We start from the raw sequence: 26,435 nt of genomic DNA, 5'->3' as shown, positions 1-26,435 counted from the left end.
CATGCGAATCGTGCTGCTCGGCCCGCCCGGGGCCGGCAAGGGCACCCAGGCGGTCCAGATCGCCGAGCACTTCGCCTGCGGGGACGTCGCCACCGGCGACATCTTCCGGGCCAACGTCGCCGAGGGCACGCCGCTGGGCCGGGCCGCCCAGGAGTACATGGACCGCGGCGACCTGGTCCCTGACGGCCTGGTCATCGCCATGGTGATGGAGCGGCTGTCGGTGCCCGACTGCGGGGCCGGGTTCGTGCTCGACGGGTTCCCGCGCACGGTGGCCCAGGCCGAGGCGCTCGACCACCGCCTGGCCGGGCTGGACACCCCGCTCGACGCCGCGCTGCACTTCGAGATCACCGAGGAGGAGCTGTTCCGCCGCCTGGCCGGGCGCTCGGCCGAGCTGCACCGCTCCGACGACTCCGAGCAGACGATCCGCCACCGGCTCGAGGTCTTCGCGATCAAGACCAGGCCCCTGGTGGACTACTACGCCCGCCGCGGCCTGCTCATCCCGGTCGACGCCATCGGCCAGGTGGAGGAGGTCACCAAGCGGATCCTCAACGACCTGGCGGCCAAGTCGACGTGATCATCCGCAAGTCCGCCGAGGAGATCGGGCGCATGCGCCAGGCTGGGCGCCTGGTCGGGCACACCCTGACCCTGGTGTCGGCGGCGGCCAAGCCCGGCGTCACCCTGCTCGAGCTCGACGCCCTGGCCGAACGGACCATCCGTGCCGCCGGTGCGGTCCCGTCCTTCCTCGGCTACCACGGCTTCCCGGCCACGCTCTGCCTGTCGCCGAACGACTGGATCGTGCACGGGATCCCCAACGGCTACGCGCTCCGGGAGGGCGACATCCTCTCGATCGACTGCGGCGCCGTCGTCGAGGGCTACCACGGGGACGCCGCGGTGACCGTGCCGGTCGGGGAGGTCGACGACGCGGCCCGGCGCCTGATCGAGACGACCGAGCGGGCCATGTGGGCGGGGATCGCCCAGGTCCGGGTGGGCAACCGGCTGTCCGACATCGGCCACGCGGTCGAGCAGACGGCGGCCGGGCCCGGCTACGGCGTGGTCCGCGAGTACGTCGGGCACGGCATCGGCACCCGGATGCACGAGGAGCCTCAGGTCCCCAACTACGGCCGCCCGGGCCGTGGGCTGCGCCTGGACGTCGGGCTCGTGCTCGCCATCGAGCCGATGCTGAACGAGGGTGGCCCCGAGACCGAGGTGCTCGACGACCACTGGACGGTGGTGACCCGGGACGGGTCGCGCTCGGCCCACTTCGAGCACACGGTTGCCATCGCCCCGGACGGTCCCGAGGTCCTCACCCTGCTCGACGGCCGCGTGCAGAGCGACTGGCTGCCCCAGGCGGTCGCCCGGTGACCAGGGCGGGCGCGCGGATCCCCCTCCGGCGAGCAGGCGGGGCGCCGTGAGGGGCGCCATGACCAGGGCGGGCGCGGATCCCGCCGGCGGGGAGGCGGGGCGCCAGTGAGCAGCGGCTTTGTTGCTCGACATGGCCGATCGTTGCTATCTTTTGTTGCTGGCCCCACGGTTGTCTCGGGGGCTTCGCTGCGGGCTCCGCCCCGGCGTCTCTCGTTCCAACGAGCGATCCAGGTTCAGGGCGCACCCCCGTGCCCGCCGTTACGAGGTGAAGGGAAGAGCTTGCCGAAGAAGGATGGTGCAATCGAGGTCGAGGGGACCGTCGTCGAGCCCCTCCCGAACGCGATGTTCCGGGTGGAGCTGGCCAACGGCCACCGCGTCCTCGCTCACATCTCCGGGAAGATGCGCATGCACTACATCCGCATCCTGCCCGGGGACCGGGTCGTCGTCGAGCTTTCGCCCTACGACCTCAACCGGGGCCGGATCACCTACCGCTACAAGTAGCGGCATGCCAGTCCTCGAGGAGCTGGAAACGACATGAAGGTCAAGCCGTCGGTCAAGAAGATCTGCGAGAAGTGCAAGACCATCCGGCGCCACGGCGTCGTCATGGTCATCTGCACCAACCCCCGCCACAAGCAGCGACAGGGCTGATCGCCACAAGGGAGGGAACTGGTCCATGGCCCGTATCTCGGGCGTCGACCTCCCCCGCGAAAAGCGGGTGGAGATCGGCCTCACCTACATCTACGGCCTCGGCCGCACCCGTGCCCTGGAGGCGGTCAAGGGGACCCGGGTGAACCCCAACACCCGTGTCCGTGACCTGTCCGAGGAGGAGGTCGTCCGCCTGCGGGAGTGGATCGACTCTCACTACAAGGTCGAGGGCGACCTGCGCCGCGAGGTCGCCCAGGACATCAAGCGCAAGATCGAGATCGGCTGCTACCAGGGCATCCGGCACCGCCGCGGCCTGCCCGTGCGGGGCCAGCGCACCCACACCAACGCCCGCACCCGCAAGGGCCCCAAGAAGACCGTTGCCGGCAAGAAGAAGGCCACCAAGAAGTAACGGTGCGGGGGGCCCAGGCCCCCCGCACCCCCCAGAGCGGTGGGGCTTCGGCCGATACGAGCACTGGATCCGCCCCACACGAGCACTGAAGGAGACAAGACCTTTGCCACCGAAGAAGGGCGCAGCCAAGAAGCCGCGCAGGCGCGAGAAGAAGAACATCGCCCACGCCCATGCCCACATCAAGTCGAGCTTCAACAACACGATCGTGACCATCAGCGACCCGCAGGGGAACACGATCACGTGGGCATCCTCGGGCAACGTCGGCTTCAAGGGCTCCCGCAAGTCGACCCCGTTCGCGGCCCAGCTCGCCGCCGAGCAGGCCGCTCGGCGGGCGCAGGAGCACGGCGTGCGCAAGGTCGACGTCTTCGTCAAGGGCCCCGGGTCCGGCCGCGAGACCGCCATCCGGTCCCTGCAGGCCGCCGGCCTGGAGATCCAGGGCATCCAGGACGTCACCCCGGTGCCCCACAACGGCTGCCGTCCCCCCAAGCGGCGCCGCGTCTGACCACGTGAAGCAACCAGCACCGACCCCCACGGCCCGGAGGGCCCGGCGGGCGCCGACGAGGAGCGCCTGGCCGAGGGAGCGAGAGGAGTAGCAGGACATTGGCAAGATACACAGGTCCCGACTGCCGGCTCTGCCGCCGCGAGAAGACGAAGCTGTTCCTCAAGGGCTCCAAGTGCGAGGGTCCCAAGTGCCCGGTGGAACGGCGCCCGTACCCGCCAGGCGAGCACGGCCGAGGGCGGATCAAGGAGTCCGAGTACCTGCTGCAGCTCCGTGAGAAGCAGAAGGCGCGCCGCATCTACGGCATTCTCGAGACGCAGTTCCACAACTACTACGAGGAAGCGTCCCGCCGGAAGGGCATCACCGGCGAGGTGCTGCTGCAGCTCCTCGAGACGCGCTTGGACAACGTCGTCTACCGGGGCGGGCTGGCCCGCTCGCGCGACCAGGCCAGGCAGCTCGTCCGCCACTCCCACATCACCGTCAACGGCAAGAAGGTGAACATCCCCTCGTACCAGGTGAAACCTGGGGACGCCGTCCAGGTCAAGGCGAAGATGCGCGGCAACCTGAACGTCCACGAGTCGATCCAGCTCCAGACCGGCCGGCCCCAGCCGGGCTGGCTCGAGCTGAACGCCGGCGAGGCCAAGCTCACGGTCAACTCGGTGCCGACCCGGGACCAGGTCGAGGTGCCGCTCCAGGAGCAGCTCATCGTCGAGCTGTACTCCAAGTAAGCAAGTCGAGTTCTACGCAAAGCCGAGTTCTACGCAAAGCAAGGAACAGGGCAAGCAACAGGAACCAGGGCACCCCCCGAGTCATATAGCGGGCCGGGGAGCCGGAGGTGGAACAGCACACATGGAGATCTCGCGTCCCCGCATCGAGTCGCACCCGCTGGGTGGGCTGGACAACCGTTCGCGCTTCGTCATCGAACCGCTCGAGCCTGGCTTCGGCTACACGCTCGGCAACTCGCTGCGGCGCACGCTGCTGTCGTCCATCCCGGGCGCCGCGGTGACCTCGATCAAGATCGACGGCGTCCTGCACGAGTTCTCGTCCATCCAGGGCGTGAAAGAGGACGTCACCGACATCATCCTCAACGTCAAGGAGCTGCGCCTGCGCAGCGAGACCAACGAGCCGGCAACGATGTTCCTGCGCGCCACCGGCCCGGCCGAGGTGACCGCGGCCGACATCGTGCCGCCCGCCGACCTCGACGTCATCAACCCCGAGCTGCACCTGGCCACACTGAACTCCAAGGCCAAGCTCGAGATGGAGCTGCGCGTCGAGAAGGGCCGCGGCTACCGGCCGGCCGAGCGCAACAAGTCCGCCTCGGACGAGATCGGGCGCATCCCGGTGGACTCGATCTTCTCGCCGGTGCGCCGGGTCAGCTACACGGTCGAGGCCACCCGCTCGGGGGAGATGACCAACTACGACCGGTTGCTCCTCGACGTGGAGACCGACGGGTCGCTGACCCCGGAGGACGCCCTGGCCTCGGCCGGCGGTACCCTGCGCGAGCTGGTCAGCCTGTTCGCGGATCTGACCGGCGGAGGCGAGGGCCTGTTACTGGGGCCGGCCGAGCAGACCGGGCCGCTGGGCGCCAACCTCGACACCCCGATCGAGGAGCTCGACCTGTCGGTGCGGTCGTACAACTGCCTGAAGCGCGAGGGCATCGTCACCGTGGGCGAGCTCGTCACCAAGTCCGAGGCCGACCTGCTCGACATCCGCAACTTCGGCGCCAAGTCGATCGACGAGGTGCGCGAGAAGCTGCACGAGCTTGGCCTGTCGCTCCGCGAGGAGTAGGCCGACAAGACCTTGGGGTCCGGGGGCTCAAGCAGCGAAGCGGTAGCCCCCGGATACGCCAGAGAGAGAGGAACGAGACCGATGCCGACCCCGACCAAGGGGCCTCGCCTGGGCGGGGGGCCGAGCCACGAGCGGATGCTCATCGCGAACCTGGCCCGCTCGCTGTTCGCCGAGGGGCGGATCCGCACCACCGAGGCGAAGGCCAAGCGCCTCCGACCCCAGGCCGAGCGCCTCATCACCTTCGCCAAGCGGGGCGACGTGGCCAGCCGGCGCCAGGTGCTCACCGTGGTGCGGGACAAGGAGGTCGTCCACAAGCTGTTCGCCGAGATCGCGCCCAGGTTCGCCGACCGGCAGGGCGGCTACACCCGCATTCTGAAGCTCGGTCCGAGGCCGGGCGACTCGGCCCCGATGGCCCTGATCGAGCTGGTCGACCAGGGCACGGGCGACGAGAAGGCGGTCGCGGGCAGCGACGCCCCGCGCCGCCGCCGGCGCTTCGGGCGGGGACGCTCGGGCGAGCAGGCCGCCCCGGCGGGCGCCAACCGGGCGGAGCGCCGGGCCGCCGCCCGCCGGCGGACCCAGGAGACCGACGCCGCCGTGGCCGGCGAGCAGGTCGACGCCGACGCCGAGGAGCGTCCGGACGTGCCCACCGACGCCGAGATCGAGGCGGGCGCCCCGGCTGCCGGCGAGGCTGAGGACGAGGCCGACGCCGCGGCTGCCGAGGTGGACGAGGCCGGCCAGGCCGACGCTGAGACCGAGGACGAGGCCCGCGCCGAGGCGGCTGCGGAAGAGGGCGGGAGCACCGGCGCCGAGGACGACGGAAAGGACGCCGGGAAGGCCTGATCCGGGTGGCTGGCGCCGGCACCAGGCGCCGCCTCCGGCTGGTCGTCGCCTACGACGGCGCCCCGTTCTCAGGGTTCGCGCGCCAGCGGGACCGGCGCACCGTCCAGGGCGAGCTGGAGACCGCCCTCTCCCGGATCGCGAGGGAGCCGGTCGAGACCGTGGGTGCCGGCCGCACCGACGCCGGCGTGCATGCCCGCGGCCAGGTCGTGCACGCCGACGTCCCGGACCGGCTCGACCCCGAGCGGGTCCGCCGGGCGCTGAACGGCGCGCTCGGCCCGGCCGTGGTGGTCCGGGCGGCGGGCTGGGCGCCCGACGGCTTCGACGCGCGCTTCTCGGCCCGGCGGCGCACCTACGCCTACCGGGTCGACGACTCCTCCGACCCCGACCCGCTGACCCGCGGCTGGGTGCTGCACTGGCGCCGCCCCCTGGACGTCGAGCGGATGCGGGAGGCGGCCCGCCCGCTCGTGGGCGAGCACGACTTCGCCGCCTTCTGCCGGGGCCGGCCGGGGGCGACGACCCGGCGCCGGATCCGGTCGATCACCGTGCGCCGCGTCCGCGGCCTGGTCGAGGTGCGCGTCGCGGCCGACGCGTTCTGCTGGCAGATGGTGCGCAGCATCGTCGGCCACCTGCTCGACGTGGGCGACGGCCGCCGGGAGCCCGATCGCACCGCCGCGATCCTCACCGCCGGCGACCGGTCCGCGCTCGGCAACATCGCGCCCCCGCACGGCCTCGTCCTCGAGTCGGTCAGCTACCCAATCGGTCAGCTACCCAAGTTGACCGTTCAGGGGAGGAACCGCTAGCCTTGACCGTCTGCACGGGCAGGCTCTGGTTCGCTTGTGCGTGAGTCAGCCCGCCCGCCCGTGATCTTCTCGAAGCTCGCCTACGGAGTTGCCCGCATGCCCCTCGCCAGCCAGCGCACGTTCTCACCGCGCCCGCAGGACATCACCCGCGACTGGTACGTCGTCGACGCCAGCGGCCAGACCCTGGGCCGCCTGGCTGCCCAGGTGGCGCGGATCCTGCGCGGCAAGCACAAGCCGATCTTCGCCCCGCACGTCGACACCGGCGACCACGTGATCATCGTCAACGCGGCGAAGGTCGAGCTCACCGGCAGGAAGCGCGAGCAGAAGAACGTCTACCACCACTCGGGCTACCCGGGTGGCCTGAAGGTCACCCCCTACAGCACCCTGCTCGCCCAGCGGCCCTCCAAGGCCGTGGAGAAGGCGGTCAAGGGGATGCTGCCCCACAACCGGCTCGGCCGGCAGATGATCTCCAAGCTCAAGGTGTACGACGGCCCGACCCACCCGCACGCGGCCCAGCAGCCCGTGCCGCTCGACCTGGGTCCCGCCTCGGGCGCCAAGCAGGAATAGAGGAGGATCGGTTCAGTTGGCGCTTCCCGCACTGCTCGCCCGGGGCACCGGCCGCCGCAAGGAGGCCGTGGTCCGGGTGCGCCTGCTCGAGGGGACCGGCACGTTCAAGCTGAACGACCGGCCACTCGAGGACTACTTCCCCAACCCGGCGTACCGGCGCCTGGTGACCGAGCCGCTGCGCGTCACCAACACGCTCGAGCGGTACGACATCGTGGCCAGCCTCGCCGGCGGCGGGGTCTCCGGCCAGGCCGGCGCCCTGCGCCACGGCATCGCCCGCGCCCTGGTCGACCTCGACGTCGAGCTGCGCGGCGAGCTGAAGAAGCGCGGCTTCCTGACCCGCGACGCCCGGGAGACCGAGCGCAAGAAGTACGGCCTCAAGAAGGCCCGCAAGGCGCCCCAGTACTCCAAGCGCTGACCCACCCGCCGGACTTGGCGGCACCGTCGGCCGGACTTGGCCGCCGGGATGGACGAGCTGCCCGCCGCAGGCGGCTCTGGTGCCGCCGCACGCGGCTCCGAGCAGTTCCAGAATTTGACACAGCGCCCGCCGGTTCCGGCGGGCGCTGTCGTGTGACGCGGGTCAGCGCATCTCGTTGCGGGCCTCGGCGGTCAGGTCGCTCAGGCGCTCCGGCCTCGACGTGAGGCTGAAGCCGAAGCCGACCATGTCGCCGTCGTTCCACCGGCAGATGGAGAAGTTCCCGCCGAGCTGCGAGGCGGTACAGCGGTACTCGACGTCGCCCCGCTTGAAGGTCTGGTCGGTGGCGCCGCTGCCCGGGGTGGCCTGCCCGAGCGCCTGGTCGAACCCCTTGACGATGTCGCCCCGGGTGCGGTCGCTGGCCTCGCGCACGGCCACCAGCACGAACTCGGGTTGGGTCTCGGTGCCGTAGGCCGCCACCACGAAGTTCTTGACCCCTTTGTCCCGGAGCTGCTTCTCCTGCTGGTCGAGCAGGCCCCGGAAGGCGGGGCTGTCGATCCGCCGCAGGCCGGCGACGTCGGCCGGGGTCTTCAGGGGCTTGCTGGCCCGCGCGACCTTGCCGCCCACGGTGGTGATCGCGTAGATCCCGCCGAGCAGCACGGCGAGCACGGCGACGCCGAGCACCACCCACAGCACCGTGTTGCGCCGCTTGGGCGCCGCCGGGGGCTGCTGCCCGCCCCACTGGGGCAGCGGTGCGGTCTGCGAGCCGGGCGGGGCATCCGCGGGCCCTGGCCACGGCGGTGCGGTCTGCGAGCCGGGCGGGGCATCCGCGGGCCCTGGCCACGGCGGCGCGCCCGGCGGGGAACCGGGAGGTTCACCGATCGGCCGGGTGGCGCCGCCGCTTCCACTGCCGGCGCCAGGTTCCTGGCGAGGAGGATGGTCCATCATGGTCCCGTCTCGTGCGAGCCCGGGCATGGGCCGGGCGTGGATTGGCCAGGAATCACTATCAGCTTTGGGCGTCACGCGCACATCGCTCGATCCGGCCGAACCAGTCGCCTGGGCGTGGGACAATGCCGCTCGTCCGCAGGCGGCCGGCCAGATGACGGGAGTGCGCTGTTGGGAAAGCTGTTTGGAACCGACGGGGTGCGCGGGCTGGCCAACGCCGACCTCACCCCCGAGCTGGCCATGTCCCTCGGCCGGGCAGTGGTCGGCGTGCTGCTGGACCAGGCGGCGGTCTCGTCCGCCCGCACCCCGGGTCAGCCCCGGGCCTCGCGGCCCCAGGTCGTGGTCGGGCGCGACCCGCGCGCCTCGGGCGCGCTGCTCGAGAGCGCCCTGGTGGCGGGGATCTGCAGCGCCGGCGGGGACGCGCTCCTGGCCGGGGTCATCCCCACACCAGCGGTGGCCTTCCTGACCCGGCACTACGGCGCCGCGGCGGGCGCGATGATCTCGGCCTCGCACAACGCCATGCCAGACAACGGCATCAAGTTCTTCGGCCCCGAGGGCTTCAAGCTGCCCGACGCGCTCGAGGACCGGATCGAGGCCGCCCTCGGCCTGGCCGACCAGGAGGCACCCCGGCCGGTGGCCGGCGGGGTCGGCCGCTCGGTGCCGGCCGTCGACGCGGTCGAGGCCTACCTCGGCCACCTGCTCCAAGGCGTCCCCGACCTCGCCGGCGTGCCCCTGGTGGTCGACTGCGCCAACGGGGCGGCCGCCGCGGTGGCCCCGGAGGCCTACCGGCGCGCGGGCGCCCGGGTGGTCGCGGTCGCGGCCGAGCCCGACGGGGAGAACATCAACGCCGGGGTCGGCTCGACCCATCCCGAGCATGTGCGGGCCGAGGTGCTGCGGACCGGGGCGGCGCTGGGGCTGGCCCACGACGGCGACGCCGACCGGCTGCTCGCCGTCGACGAGCGGGGCGAGCTGGTCGACGGCGACGTGATCCTGGCCGTCGCCGCCCTGGACGAGCGCGACCGCGGCGCGCTCGCGACCGGGACGGTGGTCACCACGGTCATGACCAACCTGGGCTTCCGGCAGGCCATGGCCGGGCACGGCATCCGGGTCGTGCAGACTGCGGTGGGGGACCGCTACGTGCTCGAGGCGATGCGGGCCGGCGGGCACGTGCTCGGGGGCGAGCAGTCCGGCCACATCATCTTCCTCGACCGGGCCACCACCGGCGACGGGATCCTCACCGGCCTGCGGCTGCTGTCGATCGTCGCCCGCACCGGCCGGCCCCTGTCGGAGCTGGCCACGGTGATGCGCCGCCTGCCCCAGGTGCTGGTCAACATCCGCGTGACCGAGCGCGACGGGCTGGCTGGCTCGGCCGCGGTCGCCCAGGCAGTGGCCGAGGAGGAGGCGGCCCTCGGCGACGGTGGCCGGGTGCTGGTGCGCGCCTCGGGCACTGAGCCGCTCGTCCGGGTCATGGTGGAGGCCGAGACCCTCGACGGCGCCCAGGCGGTGGCCGACCGGCTCGCCGGGGTGGTCGCCGCCGAGCTGGGCTGGGCTTGACCCAGGCCGGGCCTGACCCTGGGCCGGGCCTGCCCAGGGCCGGGCCTGCCCAGGGCCGGGCCTGACCCCGGGCCCACCCACCGCCCCCCGCCCAGGCCCGGTGGGCCAGGGTGCGGGGGAGTAGGATCGTCTCCATGCCGGAGCAGCCGATCCCGACGAGGACCCCCGCGGTTCCGGACCGGAGGAGGGCGGGCCGGCCGGCCGCGGCCGCCGCTGCGGCCGCGCACGCGCTCCTCGTGCTCGGGGTGGTGCCCGCCATGGCCCAGACGTCCTCCCCGACCTCCTCGACGCCGGCCGGGCAGGGTCCGGGCGGGCGCATGAACGGCCCGTTCATCGTGGTCGCGGTCATCGCCGGGCTGCTCCTCTTCCTGTTCCAGCGCCGGACCTTCCGCAAGATGCAGGACATGTTCGACCCGGACCGTGACCGGCCTCAGCCTCCGGACGGACCCGGTCCCTGGGACCGGCGCGAGCCTCCGGACGGACCTCGTCCTCGGGACCGGCGCGAGCCTCCGAGCGAGCCCCATCCTCGGGACCGGCGCGAGCCTCCGGGCGGGCCCGGTCCCCGGCCCCTGCCCTGAAGCGAGGCAAGCTTCTGTTGGCCTGGTAGCATGCGGCGATTCGCGGCGCCGGGTGCCCGACGCCCCCCGGGCCGCCCGTGCGCGGCCCGGCCGAGCGCCGCCGAGCAGGGAGCGGACCAGATGTGCGGGATCGTCGGCTACGCGGGACGCCAAGCGGGGTCGCCTGAGGCACGGGAGGCCGGCTCGCCTGAAGCGCGCCAGGCCCTGCCTGTGCTGCTCGCCGGACTGCGCCGGCTGGAGTACCGGGGCTACGACTCGGCCGGGGTCGCCGTGCTCCACCGTGGCCGGATCCGGGCGGTGCGCAAGGCGGGCAAGCTGGAGATGCTCGAGCGCGAGCTCGGCGCCGACGACGCCCTGCCCGGCAGGACCGGGATCGGCCACACCCGCTGGGCCACGCACGGTCGGCCAACCGACGCCAACGCCCACCCGCACCTCGACTGCACCGGCCGGGTGGCCGTCATCCACAACGGCATCATCGAGAACTTCCTCGCCCTGCGGAACCGGCTCGAGGCCGACGGGCACGCGCTCGCGTCGCAGACCGACACCGAATGCGTCGCCCACCTGATCGAGGCGGCCCTGGCCAAGGGGCTCGCCTTCCCGGACGCGGTGCGCTCGGTCCTGGGCGAGCTGGAGGGCTCGTTCGCTCTTGCCGTCTTGCACGCCGGCGACCCGGAGACGGTGGTCGGGGCCAGGCGGGACCTGCCGCTCGTCGCCGGCCGGGCCGACGGCCAGGGCTTCGTCGCGAGCGACTTCGCCGCCTTCCTCGACCACACCAGGGACGGCGTGATCCTCGACGACGACCAGGTGGTGGTGGTCACTCCCGACCGCCTCGAGGTCACCGACCTGCACGGCGACCCGGTCATCCCCTTCACCCACCACGTCGACTGGGACGTGGCCGCGGCCGAGAAGGGCGGCTACGAGCACTTCATGCGCAAGGAGATCCACGAGCAGCCCCTCGCGGTCAAGCAGACCCTGGAGGGGCGGACCGACCTGGCCGGCCGCCTCGTGCTCGACGAGCTGCGCATGAGCGAGGACGAGCTGCGCGAGATCGACAAGGTGTTCGTGGTCGCCTGCGGCAGCGCCTACCACGCCGGCCTGGTCGCCAGGTACGCCATCGAGCACTGGGCCCGGCTGCCGGTCGGGATCGAGATGGCCAGCGAGTTCCGCTACCGCGACCCGGTGCTCGACCGCCACACGCTGGTGATCGCCATCTCCCAGTCCGGCGAGACGGCCGACACCCTGGCCGCGGTCCGCTACGCCCGCCGCCAGCGCGCCCGGGTGCTGACCGTCTGCAACACGGTCGGCGCCTCCATCCCCCGCGACTCCGACGCGGTGCTGTACACCCGGGCCGGCCCCGAGGTGTGCGTGGCCGCGACCAAGACGTTCGCGGCCCAACTGGTCGCCGTGTACCTGGTCGCGCTCTACCTGGCCGAGGTGCGCGGCACCATGTTCCCCGACGAGGTCGCTGCCGTGGTCGCCGAGCTCCAGCGCATCCCAGGCCGGCTCGCGGCCTGCCTGGAGCGCGAGGCCGAGGTGCGGGCGGTGGCCGAGCGGCACGCCAAGGCTGACGGCTTCCTGTTCGTCGGCCGCCACGTCGGCTACCCGATGGCGCTCGAGGGTGCGCTGAAGCTCAAGGAGACCGGCTACGTCCACGCCCAGGGCTTCCCGGCCGGCGAGCTCAAGCACGGGCCGATCGCGCTGGTCGAGGAGGGCACGCCGGTCGTGGTCGTGCACCCGTCGAGCCACGTCTACGCCAAGACGGTGACGAACATGCGCGAGGTCGCTGCGCGCGGGGCCGCCGTGGTCGCCGTGGCCGAGGACGGCGACCCCGACGTGGCCGCGCACGCCGCCGACGTGCTGCGCGTGCCCCCGACCACCAGCCTGCTCTCACCTCTGCTCACGCTGGTCCCGCTGCAGCTGTTCGCCTACCACGTGGCCGCTGTCCGGGGCTGTCCCATCGACAAGCCGCGCAACCTGGCCAAGAGCGTCACGGTCGAGTAGCTGGTCGTGACCTGACCGTGCCGCCCGGCTGCTACGATTGCCGGACCATGGCTTCCTATGACATCGACCCCGACCAGTCGGTCAGCATCGCGGCGATCTTCCTGTTCATCGACGCGGCTCTGCTCGGCTTCCCCCTGCTGCAGGAGCTGTTCTCGAGCCTCGGCAGCCCCAACGGGTTCGTGCTGTTCTGGGTCGCCCTGGTGGCGGCGCTCATCGCCGGTGGGGTGGGGCTGCTGAAGGGGCTCCGGTGGGGCTGGTACGTCGCCATCGCCGCCATCAGCGTCAGGACGCTGCTCGACCTCGCCTCGGTCAGCCTGCTCAGCCTGCTCTTCGACGGGCTGGTGATCTTCCTGCTGACCAGGCCGGGCGTCAGGGCCAAGTTCGGGGTTCGATGATCGTCGGCATCGGCATCGACGCCGTCGAGATCGCCCGCATCGCCCGCGCCGTCGACCGTCACCCTCGCTTCACAACCCGCGTCTTCACTACCACCGAGCAGGCGGCCTCGGCCCGCCGCGGCATCGGCGCGGTCGCCTACCTGGCCAAACGGTGGGCGGCCAAGGAAGCGGTGTCCAAGGCGCTCGGGGTCGGCTTCTCCGGCTTCACCTACACCGAGATCGAGGTCGTGAACCTGCCCTCGGGCGCCCCCTCGGTGGAGCTCTCCGGTGAACTGGCCGGCTGGGCGCACCAGCTCGGAGTGCTCCGCTGGCACCTGTCGCTCTCCGACACCCGCGACATGGCGTTCGCCACCGCCCTGGCCGAGGGGCCCGACGACTACCCGCGGCGACCGCCCGGCCCGCCTCCCTGGGTCCGCCGCCGGTTCGAGCGCGCGCGGTCCCGGACCGCCCCCGACGGCGCGGGGCCGGGGGAGCAGGGTGGCGCGGGGCCGGGGGAGCCCGCACGGTGATCCCGCTCGCCGAGGTGGCCACGGTCCAGGCTGCCGACCGGGCCGCCGCGGCCGCCGGGACGCCGGTGGCCGTGCTGATGGGGCGGGCCGGGTCGGCAGTGGCCCGGACAGGGCGCGGCCTGCTCGGTGGCGCGTCCGGGCAGCGGGTGGTGGCCGTTGCCGGCAAGGGCCACAACGGGGGCGACGCGCTCGAGGCCCTGGCCAGGCTGGCCAGGGCCGGGGCGGGCGCCGAGGCGCTGCTCACCGCCGACCCCGAGCGGCTGGACGGCGAGGGCCGGCGCTGCGTGGCCGCGGTCAGGGCGGCCGGCGGCCGCGCGCGCGTGTTCGAGCCCGACCTGGCCCGCCGGGTCCTGGCCGGCGCCGACCTGGTCCTGGACGGGCTGCTGGGGACGGGCTCGGCAGGCGCCCCCCACGGGGTGGTGGCCGAGGCGATCGAGGCGGTCAACGCGAGCCCGGCGCGGGTCCTGTCGGTCGACATCCCCTCCGGCGTGGACGCCGCCACCGGAGCGGTGCCAGCCGAGGCGGTCCGGGCCGACGCCACGGTGACGTTCCAGGCGGCCAAGCCAGGGCACGTGCTCGCCCCGGGCAGCGGCCTGGTCGGCCGGCTGCACGTGGCCGACATCGGCCTGCCCCTGGAGCCGGGCCCCTGGGGGATCAGCGAGGCGGCCGACCTGGCCGGGCTCGTACCGCTGCCCCGGAGGGAACAGCACAAGCGCTCCCGTGGGGTGCTGCTCGCGGTCGGGGGCTCAACCGGCATGGGGGGCGCGCCCACCCTGGTCGGCCTGGGCGCCCGGCGCACCGGGACCGGGCTGCTCGTCCTGGCCGTGCCCGCGTCGGTGGCCGACCGGGTCGGCGCGGCCGTGCCAGAGGCGCTCACCGTCCACCTGCCCGAGGCCGACGGCGGCATCACCCCGGACGCCGTCGACGCCTGCGAGCGCTGGCTGGGGGAGGCCACCGCGCTCGCCATCGGGCCCGGCCTGGGCCGGTCGGCGGCGACCTTGGAGGCGGTCCGGGCCCTGCTCGCGCGCTTCGAGCGGCCGGCCGTGGTCGACGCCGACGGCCTGGTCGCCCTGGGCACGGGCGCGCCCCTGGCCGAGCGCAGAGCGCCCACCCTGGTCACCCCGCACGCTGGCGAGTTCGCACGCCTGGCCCCCGACGCCGACGGCACGCGCCTGCACCAGGCGGCCGACCGGGCCCGCCGCTGGGGCGCGACCGTGCTGCTCAAGGGCGACCACACCGTGGTCGCCGAGCCCGGGGGGCGCCTGGTCGTCAACCCGACCGGCACGCCCGTGCTGGCCACCGGCGGCACCGGGGACGTGCTCACCGGCCTGACCGGCGCGCTGCTCGCCCAGGGGGTCGCCCCGTTCGACGCCGGCCGGCTGGGCGCGTGGGTGCACGGTCGGGCCGGCGCCTTGGCAGCCCGGGCCCTGTCCCCGGTCTCGGTGGCGGCCGCGGACGTGGCCGAGCACCTTCCACCCGCCTTCGCCGAGCTGCTCTCCCGATCCCTGGCGGCCCGGTGAGCCCCCCCGAGGGGTCCGGGGAGCCCAGAGGGGTGCCCCGGTGGGACGGGTGGAGGGGTCCGGCGAATCCGGGGGCCCGGGGAACCGGGGGTCTGGGGAACCCCGGAGGAGTGTCCCGGTGAGTCCGGTGGCGTGGCCGGGGCTGCGGCCGGCGTGGGTGGAGGTCGACCTGGACGCGGTGGCGCACAACACCCGTACCCTGGGCGCCGAGGTCGCCCCGGCCCGGGTGCTGGCCGTGGTCAAGGCCGACGCCTACGGCCACGGCGCCGTGCCGGTGGCCCGCAGCGCCATCTCCGCCGGGGCCTCGTGCCTGGGCGTCGCTCTCGTCGAGGAGGCCCTGGCCCTGCGCGCCGCCGGGATCTCGGCCCCGGTCCTCGTCCTCTCCGAGCCCCACCCCGCCTCGGCGGACGCCTGCGCCGAGCACGGCATCGCGGTGACCGTGTGCACCCCGGCGGGGGTGCAGGCGTTCGGCGCGGCGGGGCGCCGGGGCGGCCGTCCGGTCGCCGCCCACCTCAAGGTCGACACCGGCATGCACCGGCAGGGCTGCGACCCGGCCGCCCTGCCCGCCCTGGCCGCCGCCGCCCTGGCCGAGCCCGGGCTCGAGGTGGCCGGGCTCTGGAGCCACTTCGCCGTGGCCGACGAGCCTGGGCAGCGGGCCACCACCGACGCCCAGCTCGCCCGGTACAGCGACGCGCTGGCCACGGCCGCCGCTGCGGGCCTGGCCCCCCGCTGGCGCCACCTGGCCAACAGCGCGGGCGCCACCCTCCGCGATGACGCCCGCTTCGACCTGGTCCGGCTCGGGATCGAGCTGTACGGCCTGGCGCCAAGCCCGGACCTGCCCGGGGAGGCGACGGCCCGGCTGCGGCCGGCCCTTGCCCTGCGGGCGGCGGTGTCCGCGGTGCGCACGGTCGAGGCTGGCGAGCGCGTCTCCTACGGGCACCGCTGGGCCGCCCCGGCCCGGACGCGCGTCGCCACCTTGCCGGTGGGGTATGCCGACGGGGTCAGGCGCGGCCTCTCCGACCGCATCCGGGTGCGGCTCGGCGGTCGCGACTTCCGGCAGGTGGGCAGGGTGACGATGGACCAGGTGATGGTGGACGTGGGAGACGCTCCGGTCGAGGTGGGCGAGGTGGCAACCCTGCTCGGTGACCCGGCCCGGGGCGAGCCCGGCGTGCGCGAGTGGTCGGTCGCTCTGGACACGATCGACTACGAGGTGACCTGCGGGCTGTCGAGCCGGTTGCCCCGGGTGCACCATCACGGGGACCGGGCCGACGGCCCGGTGACCGCTGGCCCGGCCCGCGCGGGCAGGCCGGTCGGGACCGCGCCCGCCGGACCGGGTGGAGAGGGAGTGCGCAGGTAGTGGCCAGCACCAGGAAGCGCTCCCGCGGGGGCAAGGGCCCCGAGGGCCGGCCCGCTGGCGCGCGGTCCGGGAAGCGGGAGGACGGGTCCCGGGAGCGCGGTGGCCGTTCCGCGGCCGGCCGTGGGCAGCTCGGCGGGGAGGAGGCACCGCCGGCCGCCAAGGCACCCCGGCCGGCCGCCCGGGCCCGGCGGTCGGCCACCGCGCGTTCCCAGCCCAAGACGGGGCAGGCCGGCGGGCCGGCCAAGCGGTCGGCGCGGACGACCGCCCCCGCGGCCGCCGGAGGGGGCGGGAGGTCGAGGGCGTCCCTGATCGTGCGGGGGGCTGGGATGGTGCTCGGCGGCCTGGTCCTCGGGGTCGGCGCCGGCATCGCCGTGGAGCGGGCCCTGGTCGGGCGGGACCTGCGGCGCGAGGACCCGGAGGCGGGCGAGCCGTTCGGCGGGCTGCGCGGCGCTCCGGCCACGGTCACCGGCCACGACGGGACAGAGCTGGAGGTGGAGGACTTCGGTTCGGGCCCGTGCCTGGTGTTCTCGCACGGGTTCTCGCTGAACCAGGACGCATGGCACTACCAGCGGCGCGACCTGCCCGCCGACTTCCGCTGCGTCTTCTTCGACCAGCGCGGTCACGGCCGTTCGGGCCGGCCCGCCGACCACGACTTCTCGCTGGACGCCTTCGCCGGCGACCTCCGCGCGGTGCTCGACTGGACCGGCGAGGACCGCGTGGTGGTGGTGGCCCACTCCATGGGCGGCATCGCCGCGCTCAAGCTCGCCGAGCTGTGGCCCGAGGAGCTGGGCACCAGGATCGCCGGCCTCGTGCTGGTCGGCTCCACCTACGCCGACGCCCTCAAGGGCATGAGCGCGGCCGTGACCGCCCGCGGCGCGCTCACCGTGCAGCGCGCCGCGATCAAGACCGCGTTCAAGTTCTTCGGGGCCGACCCGGGCCGGGCCAACCAGCTCCGGCGCCGCGGCAGCGACCTCGGGTACCTCGGCACGCGCCTGTTCGGCTTCGGCTCCAACCCCTCCCCGAGCCAGGTCGCCTTCGTCGACCGCGTGCTGGCCGGCACCGACATCGAGGTCTGGGCCCGGGTCTTTCCCAGCCTCATCGACTTCGACCTGTCCGAGGTCCTTGAGGGCCTCGAGGTTCCCACCCTGATCGCCGTGGGGGACAAGGACCGGCTGACCCCGGTCGCCTCCGCCCGCCACATGGCCGAGAAGATCGGCGGCGCACGCCTGGTCGTCCTGGAGGACGCCGGCCACAACGCCTTCCTCGAAGAGCACGAGGTCCTGGACGCCGAGATCGCCGCGTTCGCCCGCGAGGTGCTCGGCCCGGCCGGGCGCGGCCGCCGGCGTCGGTCCTCGACCCCGGTCCCCAAGCTGGCCGGCCGCGACCAGATCTCGATCCGCCGCATCCGCGACTCGTGAGCCCACCGTGAGCCTCGGCATCGACGACCTGGCGGTCGGGCACTGGACCGACCCGGTCGGGCTGACCGGCTGCACGGTGGTGATCCCCCCGGCCGGGAACGTCGCCTCGGTCAGCGTGCGCGGCGGCGGTCCCGGCACCAGAGAGACCGACGTGCTCCAGCCCCAGGCCCACGTCGAGGGCGTGTCCGCGGTGTTGCTCACCGGAGGGAGCGCATTTGGGCTGGCCGCGGCCCAAGGCGTGGTCGCCTGGTGCGAGGCGCGGGGGATCGGCTACGGCCGCTTCGGCCGTCCGATCCCGATCGTGCCCGCTGCCGTGCTGTTCGACCTGGCCGTGGGGAGCTGGGACGCCCGTCCCGGCCCGGCCGAAGGGGAGGCCGCCTGCCTGGCCGCGAGCTCGGCCGAGGACCGGATGGGCAACGTCGGGGCCGGCACGGGCGCGACCGTCGGCAAGTCCGGCGGGCCCGACCTTGCGATGAAGGGCGGCCTCGGCCACGCGGTCGTCACGGTCGGCCCGCTCACGGTGGGCGCCCTGGCCGCGGTCAACGCGGGCGGGGACGTGATCGACGACGACGGCACCGTGGTGGCCGGGACCCGGGTTCCGGGAGGGGCCCGGGCTGCGCTCCGGGCCTGGGGCGAGCGCGAGGCGCGGGCCCGCGCCGGGGAGCCGCCCGGTCCGCGACCGTGGGGCGCGCCTCCGCCCGGGGAGCCACCCGGTCCGCGACCGTGGGGCGCGCCTCCGCTCGGGGAGCCGGTGCCGCCTGGGGGCAGCACCACCCTTGGCCTGGTCGTCACCGACGCGACCCTCACCAAGGGAGAGGTCCACCGGGTCGCCGTGCAGGCCCACGACGGCATGGCGCGGGCGGTCCGCCCAGTCCACACCAGCTTCGACGGGGACACGGTGTTCGCCCTGGCCGTGCCCAGGGTCGTGGCACCGGCCGACCTGGTAGCCTTTCTGGCCGAGGAGGCATTGGCCCTCGCCATCCGGGCCGGGGTCCGGGCGGCCACCGCGGTCGCCGGCATCCCGGCCTGGTCCGATCAGCCCGGGAGGACGTGAAGGTGCCGCTCTACGAGTATCGCTGTACGGACTGCGACCACCGGTTCGACGCCCTCGTGCCCACCGGCCGGGCCGACCTGACCGCCTGCCCGTCGTGCGGGGCTGAGCAGGCCCGCCGGCTGCTCAGCGTGTTCTCGGCGCCCCGGGCGGGCGCCGGCACGGCCCGCGGGGGCGACGTGCAGCGCGCACCATCCGGCGGCTGCTGCGGCGGCGCCTGCGGGGCGTGCTGATGCCCACCGAGCTGGAGCTGGTGGCCGCCGAGGCGGCCACGTGTACCCGCTGCCGCCTGCATCAGGGCCGCACCCAGGTGGTGTTCGGCGACGGCGACCCTCACGCCGACCTGATGTTCGTGGGCGAGGCGCCCGGCTTCCACGAGGACAAGCAGGGCAAGCCCTTCGTCGGTCCGTCCGGCCAGCTCCTCAACCGCCTGCTCGCCGGCATCGGCCTGCGCCGCGAGGACGTCTACACCTGCAATGTGGTCAAGAGTCGCCCGCCGGGCAACCGAGACCCGCAGCCCGACGAGATCGCGGCCTGCCGGGGCTGGCTCGACGCCCAGGTCCGCCTGGTCGACCCCAAGGTGGTCGTCACGCTGGGCAACTTCGCGGCCAAGACCCTGCTCGAGACCACCACCGGGATCACCCGCCTGCGCGGCCGAACCTACCCCTTCCAGGGCCGCGTGCTGCTGCCCACCTTCCACCCGGCCGCCGCCCTCCACGCCACCTCGAGCCGCGTCGGCCCGAGCCCGCTCCAGGGCATGGAGGAGGACTTCGAGGTCCTGGCCAAGCTGCTCGCCGAGAGCCAATCGGCCCCGACCGCGCCCACCCCCTCGGGCGTCCCCGCCAGCGCCGGGCCGATGACCCCGTCCGCCAGCCGCGTCCCCGGACTCGCGGCCCAGGCGGACCAGGGTGGCCGTGCCGTGCCGGGCCCGGCCCCGGAGGCCGGCTCGTCCGAGGCCGCCAGCCCTGACCCATCCGACGCCAAGCAGCTCGGGCTGTTCTGACACCATGGGCGAGCACGAGCTGCGGCTCCAGGCGGCCGACGAGGCGACCACCAAGGCGGCCGGGGCGGCCCTGGCCACGGTCCTTGGACCAGGCGACGTGGTCGGGCTGACCGGGGACCTCGGCGCGGGCAAGACCCGGCTCGTGCAGGGGGCGGCGGCCGCCCTCGGGGTGGGCGAGCCGGTCGTCTCGCCCACCTTCATGCTGGTACGGGAGTACGACGGCGACGTGCCCGTCCAGCACGTCGACGCCTACCGGCTGAGCGGTGCGCCCGAGCTCGAGGACCTCGGCCTCGAGGACGTGTTCGACCCGGACACGGTCGTCTTCGTCGAGTGGGCCGACCGCGTGCTGGCCGTCATGCCCGAGAGCTGGCTCGAGCTCGCCCTCCACACCAGGTTCGACGAGGTGCGTGAGATCCGGGTGCGGGCACACGGGCCGGACTGGTCACAGCGGACCGGGGAGCTGGAGGCCGCCCTGCGGCCGTTCGCGGCCAGCGCCCCCGGCAGCCGCTGACGCTCACCCGGCCCCGCCCGGCCGGGTCGCGTGACCCCGGTCAGACGCTGCCGGGGCCGTCCGGGCGCTGGTCGCCGCGCTCGGGATCACCGTCGGCGAGGATCCGGTACAGTGCCCGGCGGGCATCGGCCAGGACCTTGCCTGCCTCGGCGACCTGGCTGGCGGTCCCCGCGTGGGCCACCTGCGTGACGGCGGCGCCCACCTGCGCGGCGAGGTCGCCGAGCTCCAGCACCTCGTCGCTCACGCTCTCGGTCACCGTGTCCCAGACCGCGTCGAGCTCCTCCTGGTGCTCCTGCACGTATGCGCGCCCGGCGTCGGTGAGATGGACCGTGCGGCGCCCGTGCTGCTTCTCGACCCGCACGAGGCCCTCGTCCTCGAGCTGCTGGACCGCCGGGTAGACCGAGCCCGGGCTTGGCCGCCACACTCCCCCGCTCCGCTCGGTGATCTCCTGGATGATCTGGTAGCCGTGGAGCGGCCGCTCAGCCAGCACGGCCAGCGTGGCGGCGCGGACGTCGCCACGCCGCACCTTCGGACCGCGCCCGAACATCGGCCCTGGGAAGCCGCCAAACGGCGGCCCGCCGAACAGGAACCCGCCCCGCGGGCCGTGCCCGAAGGACCCCGGCCCCCGGCGCCCGGCGGCCATCGCCGCCCATGCGGCCCGGCCCGGTCCGAAACCGCCCCAAGGCCCTCGCATCGCACCTGTCGCATGCATCGCCCTGCTCCCTTCTTCTGACGATCGTCTCGACGAACTCGTATGTTCACGATATATCGGCAAAGATCAGCATGCAAGATCGAGGCGACCACGTGAGCCGGTACTCCGCAGGCGACACCACCCTCACCCTGACCCGGCTCGGCTGCCAGGCCTGCGGCACCGAGCAACGGTTGCTCCGTGACCGTCAGTCCCGCCACCTGCTGACCAGGTCGGACCGCCCGGTCAGGCCACCTCGCAGCGGACCGCCTGGTCAGGCCACCTCGCAGCGGTTCCGGCCGGCCCGCTTGGCCCGCCTGAGGGCGGCTACCGCGCGACCGAGCAGGTCGCTCCAGGAGTCGGGCTCGCGGTGCTCGGCCACCCCGAACGAGGCCGAGAGCTGCGGCCCGGACGTGGCGCCGAGCGCGAGGCCGAGGGCAGCGGCCCGCTCCCGGACCCGCTCGGCCACATACCAAGCCTCGTCGAGCCGGGTGCCCGGCAGGATCAGCAGGAACGCCTCGCCCTCGTAGCGGCCGATCACGTCCTCGCCCCGGCACGACTCGTGCAGCAGGCCCGCGAACGCCTGCAGCATGTGGTCGCCGACCGCGTAGCCCCACTCCTCGTTGACCGCGGTGAACTCGTCGAGGTCGGCCAGGGCCACCGAGAGCGGGCCGGCGCCCGACCTGGCCGTGTCGCTGGCCGCCCGCAGCCGCTCCTCCACCGCCCGCCGGTTGGCGAGCCCGGTCAGGGAGTCGGTGAGCAGGGCCGAGCGCAGGCGGGCGTCCCCGAGCCGCAGCTCCTCGTGCAGCGTCTTGGTGCGCAGGGCCAGGCCGAGCCGGGTGGTGATGTCGAGCCCGCCGACCAGCGCGCGGGTGACGCGGCTGCGCCCTGGGCTCGAGAGGAACAGCACCGGGATGGCCACGGTGGCCGGGTCGCGCTGCAGGGTGGCGTACACCTCGTAGCCGGAGCGGTCGGGCAGCATCGGGTCGAGCAGGATGATCTCCGGTTCGGCGTCGCGGGCGACCGTGACCGCGCGCTCGGCCGACTCCGCCTCGAGGACCTCGTGGCCCTCCGCGTGCAGCTCGGCGGCGGTGTCGGACCGAGACTGCTCGTGCGCCTGGACGATCAGCACCCGTGCCATCGAAGCTCCCTCTGTGGTGCGCTGGTACCTCCGACGGCTCCGCGAGATCGAGCCCGGCGACATCGATGTCGTTGTCGTGTGGATGGAAGATCGGACGCGCCGGCAGGTCCTTGAGCCGGCGGGCTCAGCAGAGCTGGGAGACGGTGCAGGATTCCGGGGAGGTAGCGGACACGGACCTGGGGGTGACACGGGACAGGGTGCACCGGGATGCAACAATGGGGACCGAGTTGGCGAGCGTCCCGGAGGTCTCGAGTTGTTCGTGCTCGGCATCGACACCGCCACCGCCGTCACGAGCGTCGCCGTCGGCACGGAGACGGGCGCTTGCGCGGCGGTGTCCGTGCGTCATGAGCGCGCCCATGCGGAGCTGCTGTCGCCGTCGGTGCGCTGGGTGCTCGACCGGGCCGACCTCGAGCCGGGGTCGCTGGGTGGGATCGCGGTCGGCATCGGCCCGGGCCTGTTCACGGGCCTGCGGGTCGGGGTGGCGACCGCCAAGGCGCTCGCCCAGGCCTGGCGCCTGCCCATGGTGGCCGTGCCCAGCCTGGACCTGATCGCGTTCGCCCACCGGCACACGGCCCGTACCGTGTGCGCGGTCATCGACGCCAGGAGGGGCGAGCTGTTCGCCGCCCTGTACCGGCACGCGCCCGGGGGCATCCAGCGTCTGAGCAGGTACGCCGTGCTGCGCCCGGACCGGCTGGCCGCCGAGCTGGAAGCCCGGCGCGAGGACATGCTGCTGGTCGGCTCGGGCGTGGCGGCCTACGCCGCCAGCTTCGAGCACCTCGACGAGCGCGTCCACCTCGCGAGCCACGCCGGGTCCGCGCCCTCGGCCGAGGCCCTGATCGAGCTGGCCCTGCCCCGCTTCCACCGTGAGGAGTACACCCTGCCGCTGGACGTGTCCCCCATGTACCTCCGCCGGCCCGACGTCGACCCCGCGGTCGAGCGGCGGCTGGCCCGCTCCCAGGGGGTCGGGGCCCGCCAGGCCCCGACGGCGCCAGGAGCCTGACCTTGGCTTCCCTGTACCCACCGCCGGGCCAGGTCGAGGGCCCCCGCCCGCCGGCCGCCATCGAGCTGACCGTCATGCGCCGGCGCCACATCGGTCAGGTGCTCGACATCGAGCGCCGCGTCTACCCGCGCCCGTGGACGATGACCCTGTTCCTTTCTGAGATCGTCCAGCGCTCGACCCGCTACTACATCGTCGCCCGGGCCCACCGCCGGGTGGTGGGCTACGCCGGCCTGATGGTCTTCGGCGACGAGGCGCACGTCACCAACATCGCGGTCGACCCCGACCAGCACCGGCGCAAGATCGCCGCCCGGCTGCTGTTCGCGCTGGTCGCCGAGGCCAGGCGCAGGGGCGCGACCGCCTGCACGCTCGAGGTGCGGGTGGCCAACCACGCCGCCCAGGGCCTGTACCACCAGTTCGGCTTCGCGCCGGTCGGCATCCGCAAGAACTACTACGCCGAGACCGGCGAGGACGCGCTCATCATGTGGGCCGAGGGCCTGCAGACCTCCGCGTACACCGCCCGCCTGGGCGAGCTGGCCCGCCGCATCCCAGAGCCCCGCGAGGTGCGCTGATGCCGACCCCGCGAGGTGCGCCGATGCCAGCCCTGGCAGGTGCGCCGATGCCAGCCCCGCGAGGTGCGCCGATGCCGACTCAGGCAGGTGCGTTGATGCCAGCCCCGGCAGGTGCGTTGATGCCGACTCCGGCGAGGCTCGTCCGGTCGCTGCCGGGTTCCCGTGACGGCCACGCCGAGGCGTCGTCCACCCCGGCCAGGCGCCGGCCGGGCGGACGTCTGGAGGGGAGGCAGTAGCCATGCTGGTCCTCGGGATCGAGACGAGCTGCGACGAGACCGGCGTCGCGCTGGTCGAGGACGGCCGGCGGGTGCGCTCGAACGTGGTCGCCGACCAGCGGACCCTGCACGACCGCTACGGCGGGGTGGTGCCCGAGGTGGCTTCCCGGGCCCATGTCGACCTGCTGCACCCCGCGGTCGAGCAGGCCCTCGCGCTCGGCGGGGCGAGGCTCGAGGACGTCGACGGCTTCGCGGTGACCATCGGGCCCGGCCTGGCCGGCTCGCTGCTGGTGGGGGTGGCCGCGGCCAAGGCGTACGCCCTCGCCCTGGACCGCCCCCTGGTCGGGGTCAACCACCTGATCGCCCACGTCTACGCCAACGTGCTCGAGCACGGCCCGCTGCCGCTGCCCGCTGTGGTGTTCGTGGTCTCCGGCGGTCACACGAGCCTGCTGGTCGCGGAGGCCGACGAGCGGTTCCGGGTCCTCGGCCAGACCATCGACGACGCCGCCGGCGAGGCCTACGACAAGGTGGCCAGGGTGCTCGGGCTGGGGTACCCGGGCGGTCCGATCCTGGACGAGCTGGCCAAGGAGGGCGACCCGGGCGCGGTCCGCTTCCCACGTGCCCTGCTCGACGACGGCACCGACGACTTCTCGCTGTCCGGCCTGAAGACCGCCGTGCTCCGCCACGTGCGCAAGGTCGAGGAGGCCGGCGAGGAGCTGCGCGTGGCCGACGTTGCCGCGTCGTTCCAGGAGGCCGTGGTCGACGTCCAGGTGAGCAAGGTGCTGGGCGCGGCCAAGCGCGAGGGGCTCGACACCGTGCTGCTCGCCGGCGGCGTGGCGGCCAACTCGCGGCTGCGCTGGCGGCTGCTCGAGGCGGCCCGCGACGCGGGGGTCCGAGTCCTGGTGCCCTCCCCGGCGCTGTGCACCGACAACGGCGCCATGGTCGCCTGCGCCGGCACGTTCGCGCTCGAGCGGGGCGAGCGCGCCCCGCTCGACCTGGGCGCCGACCCCAACCTGCCGATCGCTCCCGGGGTGGGGCGTCGGGCCCCCCGCCGCTCGAACCGGCACCGGAAGCCGCGAGCGGCCGCGCCCGGGCCCGGCGAGGCCCGGAGCTGACGTGCCGGCGGGGAGCGCGCGACCAGACCGCGTCCGGATGCCGCTCGTGCCCGCCCTCCCCGGCGTCGCCTGCCCGGCCCACCGACTAGCACTCGACAATGTCGAGTGCTAACATCCGCGGCAGCGTCAGTCACAGCCCGCAGCACAGGCCACACCGCCCGAAGCACGCCCTTCGTGGCTCGTCCAGCCACCGGGCCAGTCGATTGCGCGCCGCCGCGCGGCGGCGCGCCGCAACAGGAGGAACCGATGAGCGTCAACCTGCAGCCGCTCGAGGACCGCATCGTCGTCAAGCCGGGCGAGGGCGAGGAGATGACCGCCTCCGGGCTCGTCATCCCCGACACCGCCAAGGAGAAGCCCCAGGAGGGCGAGGTCATCGCCGTCGGGCCGGGCCGCTTCGAGGACGGCACCCGGGTACCGCTCGACGTGAAGGTCGGCGACACCGTCATCTACTCCAAGTACGGCGGCACCGAGGTCAAGCTCGGCGGCGAGGACTACCTCATCCTCTCCGCCCGCGACGTCCTCGCCATCGTCCTCAAGTAAGGACCCGGAAGGGTACCGGGCCGGCGCCGACCGCTCCGCACCGCGAGCGTCGCCGCCGGCCCGTCCGCGTTCCTCGCCGCCGGGGCCGGGTTCGCGCCCAGGGCTGTCAAGGGAAGGAAAGCAATGGCCAAGGAACTGGTGTTCAGCGCCGACGCCCGCCGCTCGCTCGAGGCCGGCGTCGACAAGCTCGCCAACGTGGTACGGGTCACGCTGGGGCCTCGGGGCCGCAACGTCGTGCTCGACAAGAAGTGGGGCGCCCCCACGATCACCAACGACGGCGTCACCATCGCCAAGGAGATCGAGCTCGAGGACCACCAAGAGAACCTGGGCGCCCAGCTCGCCAAGGAGGTCGCGACCAAGACCAACGACGTGGCCGGTGACGGCACCACCACCGCCACCGTGCTGGCCCAGTCGCTGGTCCACGAGGGCCTGCGCAACGTGGCCGCCGGCGCCAGCCCGATGGCGCTGAAGCGCGGCATCGAGAAGGCCGTCGAGGCCGTCGCCGAGAACCTCCGCAACCAGGCGCGCGAGATCGAGACCAAGGAAGAGGTCGCGTCGGTGGCGACCATCTCGGCCCAGGACCCCGAGATCGGCCAGGTCATCGCCGAGGCCATGGACAAGGTGGGCAAGGACGGGGTCATCACCGTCGACGAGTCGCAGACCTTCGGCATCGAGCTCGAGTTCACCGAGGGCATGCAGTTCGACAAGGGCTACATCTCGCCCTACTTCGTGACCGACCAGGACCGCATGGAAGCGGTCTTCGAGGACCCCTACATCCTGATCGCCAACCAGAAGATCTCGTCGGCCCAGAGCCTGCTGCCGCTGCTCGAGAAGGTGATCCAGTCGGGCCGCCCGCTGGTGGTCATCGCCGAGGACGTCGACGGCGAGGCCCTGGCCACCCTGGTGGTCAACAAGATCCGCGGCACGTTCAAGAGCGTCGCGGTCAAGGCCCCCGGGTTCGGTGACCGGCGCAAGGCCATGCTGGGCGACATCGCGGTCCTCA

General features: G+C 73.9%; 31 protein-coding genes and 1 pseudogene. 29 read left to right on the top strand and 3 right to left on the bottom strand.

What is annotated here, in order from left to right; genetic code table 11:
• Window position 1 precedes the first annotated feature (1 nt).
• The 12 genes and pseudogenes from VG276_13745 (at window position 2) to rpsI (ending at window position 7,325) form a co-directional block, all read left to right on the top strand.
• Complete coding sequence (locus tag VG276_13745) at window positions 2-574, top strand: adenylate kinase (GenBank protein HEV8650435.1); 573 nt, start codon at window positions 2-4, stop codon at window positions 572-574.
• Window positions 571-1,362, top strand: coding sequence for a type I methionyl aminopeptidase (gene map / locus VG276_13740; GenBank protein ID HEV8650434.1), 792 nt, complete (start codon window positions 571-573; stop codon window positions 1,360-1,362). The genes VG276_13745 and map overlap by 4 nt, the downstream gene beginning before the upstream one ends.
• A 279-nt stretch (window positions 1,363-1,641) precedes the next feature.
• Complete coding sequence (infA, locus tag VG276_13735; GenBank protein HEV8650433.1) at window positions 1,642-1,863, top strand: translation initiation factor IF-1; 222 nt, start codon at window positions 1,642-1,644, stop codon at window positions 1,861-1,863.
• 33 nt (window positions 1,864-1,896) lie between these two features.
• Entirely contained in the window at window positions 1,897-2,010 is a 114-nt protein-coding gene (gene rpmJ, locus VG276_13730) for a 50S ribosomal protein L36 (GenBank protein HEV8650432.1), read from the top strand.
• 25 nt (window positions 2,011-2,035) lie between these two features.
• Window positions 2,036-2,416: a 30S ribosomal protein S13 gene (gene rpsM / locus VG276_13725; GenBank protein ID HEV8650431.1), complete on the top strand. Its 381-nt coding sequence runs from the start codon at window positions 2,036-2,038 to the stop codon at window positions 2,414-2,416.
• A 103-nt stretch (window positions 2,417-2,519) separates the two neighbouring features.
• A complete protein-coding gene (gene rpsK / locus VG276_13720; GenBank protein ID HEV8650430.1) occupies window positions 2,520-2,918 on the top strand; it encodes a 30S ribosomal protein S11 in 399 nt (132 codons plus the stop codon).
• A gap of 98 nt (window positions 2,919-3,016) precedes the next feature.
• Window positions 3,017-3,643, top strand: coding sequence for a 30S ribosomal protein S4 (rpsD, locus tag VG276_13715; GenBank protein HEV8650429.1), 627 nt, complete (start codon window positions 3,017-3,019; stop codon window positions 3,641-3,643).
• A gap of 121 nt (window positions 3,644-3,764) precedes the next feature.
• Window positions 3,765-4,697: pseudogene (locus VG276_13710) on the top strand (DNA-directed RNA polymerase subunit alpha).
• An 87-nt stretch (window positions 4,698-4,784) separates the two neighbouring features.
• Window positions 4,785-5,543: a 50S ribosomal protein L17 gene (rplQ, locus tag VG276_13705; protein HEV8650428.1), complete on the top strand. Its 759-nt coding sequence runs from the start codon at window positions 4,785-4,787 to the stop codon at window positions 5,541-5,543.
• Window positions 5,544-5,548: 5 nt separating this feature from the next.
• Window positions 5,549-6,343 (top strand): tRNA pseudouridine(38-40) synthase TruA, encoded by a 795-nt coding sequence (gene truA, locus VG276_13700; protein ID HEV8650427.1) that lies wholly within the window; start codon window positions 5,549-5,551, stop codon window positions 6,341-6,343.
• Between the two features lie 96 nt (window positions 6,344-6,439).
• Window positions 6,440-6,910, top strand: a complete 471-nt coding sequence (gene rplM, locus VG276_13695; GenBank protein ID HEV8650426.1) for a 50S ribosomal protein L13 — start codon at window positions 6,440-6,442, stop codon at window positions 6,908-6,910.
• A 16-nt stretch (window positions 6,911-6,926) separates the two neighbouring features.
• Window positions 6,927-7,325, top strand: a complete 399-nt coding sequence (gene rpsI, locus VG276_13690; protein ID HEV8650425.1) for a 30S ribosomal protein S9 — start codon at window positions 6,927-6,929, stop codon at window positions 7,323-7,325.
• A 162-nt stretch (window positions 7,326-7,487) separates the two neighbouring features.
• On the opposite strand, the gene VG276_13685 is transcribed toward rpsI, so the two are convergent.
• On the bottom strand, window positions 7,488-8,018 hold the full coding sequence (locus VG276_13685; protein ID HEV8650424.1) for a hypothetical protein: 531 nt from the start codon (window positions 8,016-8,018) through the stop codon (window positions 7,488-7,490).
• A 420-nt stretch (window positions 8,019-8,438) separates the two neighbouring features.
• On the opposite strand from VG276_13685, the gene glmM reads away from it, so the two are divergent.
• The 12 genes from glmM to tsaE all read left to right on the top strand — a co-directional run bounded on the left by glmM (window position 8,439) and on the right by tsaE (window position 20,164).
• Window positions 8,439-9,821, top strand: coding sequence for a phosphoglucosamine mutase (gene glmM / locus VG276_13680; GenBank protein ID HEV8650423.1), 1,383 nt, complete (start codon window positions 8,439-8,441; stop codon window positions 9,819-9,821).
• 134 nt (window positions 9,822-9,955) lie between these two features.
• Window positions 9,956-10,399 (top strand): hypothetical protein, encoded by a 444-nt coding sequence (locus VG276_13675; GenBank protein HEV8650422.1) that lies wholly within the window; start codon window positions 9,956-9,958, stop codon window positions 10,397-10,399.
• A gap of 120 nt (window positions 10,400-10,519) precedes the next feature.
• The gene (gene glmS / locus VG276_13670; GenBank protein ID HEV8650421.1) at window positions 10,520-12,400 is read left to right on the top strand and encodes a glutamine--fructose-6-phosphate transaminase (isomerizing); all 1,881 of its coding nucleotides are present in this window, start codon (window positions 10,520-10,522) and stop codon (window positions 12,398-12,400) included.
• A 47-nt stretch (window positions 12,401-12,447) separates the two neighbouring features.
• Window positions 12,448-12,795 carry a hypothetical protein gene (locus VG276_13665; protein HEV8650420.1) on the top strand — a complete coding sequence of 116 codons (348 nt, stop codon included), beginning with the start codon at window positions 12,448-12,450 and terminating at the stop codon, window positions 12,793-12,795.
• Entirely contained in the window at window positions 12,792-13,304 is a 513-nt protein-coding gene (gene acpS / locus VG276_13660) for a holo-ACP synthase (protein ID HEV8650419.1), read from the top strand. The genes VG276_13665 and acpS overlap by 4 nt, the downstream gene beginning before the upstream one ends.
• The gene (locus tag VG276_13655) at window positions 13,301-14,824 is read left to right on the top strand and encodes an NAD(P)H-hydrate dehydratase (protein ID HEV8650418.1); all 1,524 of its coding nucleotides are present in this window, start codon (window positions 13,301-13,303) and stop codon (window positions 14,822-14,824) included. The genes acpS and VG276_13655 overlap by 4 nt, the downstream gene beginning before the upstream one ends.
• Before the next feature lie 118 nt (window positions 14,825-14,942).
• Window positions 14,943-16,181, top strand: coding sequence for an alanine racemase (gene alr / locus VG276_13650; protein ID HEV8650417.1), 1,239 nt, complete (start codon window positions 14,943-14,945; stop codon window positions 16,179-16,181).
• Complete coding sequence (locus VG276_13645) at window positions 16,181-17,599, top strand: alpha/beta hydrolase (protein ID HEV8650416.1); 1,419 nt, start codon at window positions 16,181-16,183, stop codon at window positions 17,597-17,599. Before alr ends, VG276_13645 begins: the two co-directional genes overlap by 1 nt.
• Before the next feature lie 7 nt (window positions 17,600-17,606).
• Window positions 17,607-18,653 (top strand): P1 family peptidase, encoded by a 1,047-nt coding sequence (locus VG276_13640; GenBank protein ID HEV8650415.1) that lies wholly within the window; start codon window positions 17,607-17,609, stop codon window positions 18,651-18,653.
• A 2-nt stretch (window positions 18,654-18,655) separates the two neighbouring features.
• A complete protein-coding gene (locus VG276_13635; protein HEV8650414.1) occupies window positions 18,656-18,883 on the top strand; it encodes a zinc ribbon domain-containing protein in 228 nt (75 codons plus the stop codon).
• Entirely contained in the window at window positions 18,883-19,653 is a 771-nt protein-coding gene (locus VG276_13630) for a uracil-DNA glycosylase family protein (protein HEV8650413.1), read from the top strand. Before VG276_13635 ends, VG276_13630 begins: the two co-directional genes overlap by 1 nt.
• A 4-nt stretch (window positions 19,654-19,657) precedes the next feature.
• Window positions 19,658-20,164 (top strand): tRNA (adenosine(37)-N6)-threonylcarbamoyltransferase complex ATPase subunit type 1 TsaE, encoded by a 507-nt coding sequence (gene tsaE, locus VG276_13625; protein HEV8650412.1) that lies wholly within the window; start codon window positions 19,658-19,660, stop codon window positions 20,162-20,164.
• Between the two features lie 40 nt (window positions 20,165-20,204).
• On the opposite strand, the gene VG276_13620 is transcribed toward tsaE, so the two are convergent.
• Both VG276_13620 and VG276_13615 read right to left on the bottom strand, forming a co-directional pair.
• Window positions 20,205-20,876 carry a PadR family transcriptional regulator gene (locus tag VG276_13620; protein HEV8650411.1) on the bottom strand — a complete coding sequence of 224 codons (672 nt, stop codon included), beginning with the start codon at window positions 20,874-20,876 and terminating at the stop codon, window positions 20,205-20,207.
• Between the two features lie 250 nt (window positions 20,877-21,126).
• Window positions 21,127-21,993 carry a diguanylate cyclase gene (locus VG276_13615; protein ID HEV8650410.1) on the bottom strand — a complete coding sequence of 289 codons (867 nt, stop codon included), beginning with the start codon at window positions 21,991-21,993 and terminating at the stop codon, window positions 21,127-21,129.
• A gap of 259 nt (window positions 21,994-22,252) precedes the next feature.
• On the opposite strand from VG276_13615, the gene tsaB reads away from it, so the two are divergent.
• The 5 genes from tsaB to groEL all read left to right on the top strand — a co-directional run.
• Window positions 22,253-22,993 carry a tRNA (adenosine(37)-N6)-threonylcarbamoyltransferase complex dimerization subunit type 1 TsaB gene (gene tsaB, locus VG276_13610; GenBank protein ID HEV8650409.1) on the top strand — a complete coding sequence of 247 codons (741 nt, stop codon included), beginning with the start codon at window positions 22,253-22,255 and terminating at the stop codon, window positions 22,991-22,993.
• Window positions 22,994-22,995: 2 nt separating this feature from the next.
• Window positions 22,996-23,562, top strand: coding sequence for a ribosomal protein S18-alanine N-acetyltransferase (gene rimI, locus VG276_13605; protein HEV8650408.1), 567 nt, complete (start codon window positions 22,996-22,998; stop codon window positions 23,560-23,562).
• 238 nt (window positions 23,563-23,800) lie between these two features.
• Window positions 23,801-24,892 (top strand): tRNA (adenosine(37)-N6)-threonylcarbamoyltransferase complex transferase subunit TsaD, encoded by a 1,092-nt coding sequence (gene tsaD, locus VG276_13600; GenBank protein ID HEV8650407.1) that lies wholly within the window; start codon window positions 23,801-23,803, stop codon window positions 24,890-24,892.
• A gap of 246 nt (window positions 24,893-25,138) precedes the next feature.
• Window positions 25,139-25,432, top strand: a complete 294-nt coding sequence (groES, locus tag VG276_13595; GenBank protein ID HEV8650406.1) for a co-chaperone GroES — start codon at window positions 25,139-25,141, stop codon at window positions 25,430-25,432.
• Window positions 25,433-25,555: 123 nt separating this feature from the next.
• Window positions 25,556-26,435 (top strand): chaperonin GroEL (gene groEL, locus VG276_13590; GenBank protein HEV8650405.1); only part of this gene is annotated, 880 nt, incomplete at its 3' end.

Source organism: Actinomycetes bacterium, assembly GCA_036000965.1.
Taxonomy (GTDB): domain Bacteria; phylum Actinomycetota; class CALGFH01; order CALGFH01; family CALGFH01; genus DASYUT01.
This window is presented reverse-complemented; position numbering and strand designations above follow the sequence as displayed.

Coding starts and splice junctions, on each gene's coding strand:
- rpsM (HEV8650431.1), top strand. CDS start 2,036: ATGGCCCGTATCTCGGGCGTCGACCTCCCCCGCGAAAAGCGGGTGGAG.
- tsaD (HEV8650407.1), top strand. CDS start 23,801: ATGCTGGTCCTCGGGATCGAGACGAGCTGCGACGAGACCGGCGTCGCG.
- VG276_13675 (HEV8650422.1), top strand. CDS start 9,956: ATGCCGGAGCAGCCGATCCCGACGAGGACCCCCGCGGTTCCGGACCGG.
- VG276_13620 (HEV8650411.1), bottom strand. CDS start 20,876: ATGCATGCGACAGGTGCGATGCGAGGGCCTTGGGGCGGTTTCGGACCG.
- rplQ (HEV8650428.1), top strand. CDS start 4,785: ATGCCGACCCCGACCAAGGGGCCTCGCCTGGGCGGGGGGCCGAGCCAC.
- rpmJ (HEV8650432.1), top strand. CDS start 1,897: ATGAAGGTCAAGCCGTCGGTCAAGAAGATCTGCGAGAAGTGCAAGACC.
- VG276_13745 (HEV8650435.1), top strand. CDS start 2: ATGCGAATCGTGCTGCTCGGCCCGCCCGGGGCCGGCAAGGGCACCCAG.
- VG276_13665 (HEV8650420.1), top strand. CDS start 12,448: ATGGCTTCCTATGACATCGACCCCGACCAGTCGGTCAGCATCGCGGCG.
- tsaE (HEV8650412.1), top strand. CDS start 19,658: ATGGGCGAGCACGAGCTGCGGCTCCAGGCGGCCGACGAGGCGACCACC.
- glmS (HEV8650421.1), top strand. CDS start 10,520: ATGTGCGGGATCGTCGGCTACGCGGGACGCCAAGCGGGGTCGCCTGAG.
- acpS (HEV8650419.1), top strand. CDS start 12,792: ATGATCGTCGGCATCGGCATCGACGCCGTCGAGATCGCCCGCATCGCC.
- groES (HEV8650406.1), top strand. CDS start 25,139: ATGAGCGTCAACCTGCAGCCGCTCGAGGACCGCATCGTCGTCAAGCCG.
- VG276_13630 (HEV8650413.1), top strand. CDS start 18,883: ATGCCCACCGAGCTGGAGCTGGTGGCCGCCGAGGCGGCCACGTGTACC.
- VG276_13615 (HEV8650410.1), bottom strand. CDS start 21,993: ATGGCACGGGTGCTGATCGTCCAGGCGCACGAGCAGTCTCGGTCCGAC.
- rplM (HEV8650426.1), top strand. CDS start 6,440: ATGCCCCTCGCCAGCCAGCGCACGTTCTCACCGCGCCCGCAGGACATC.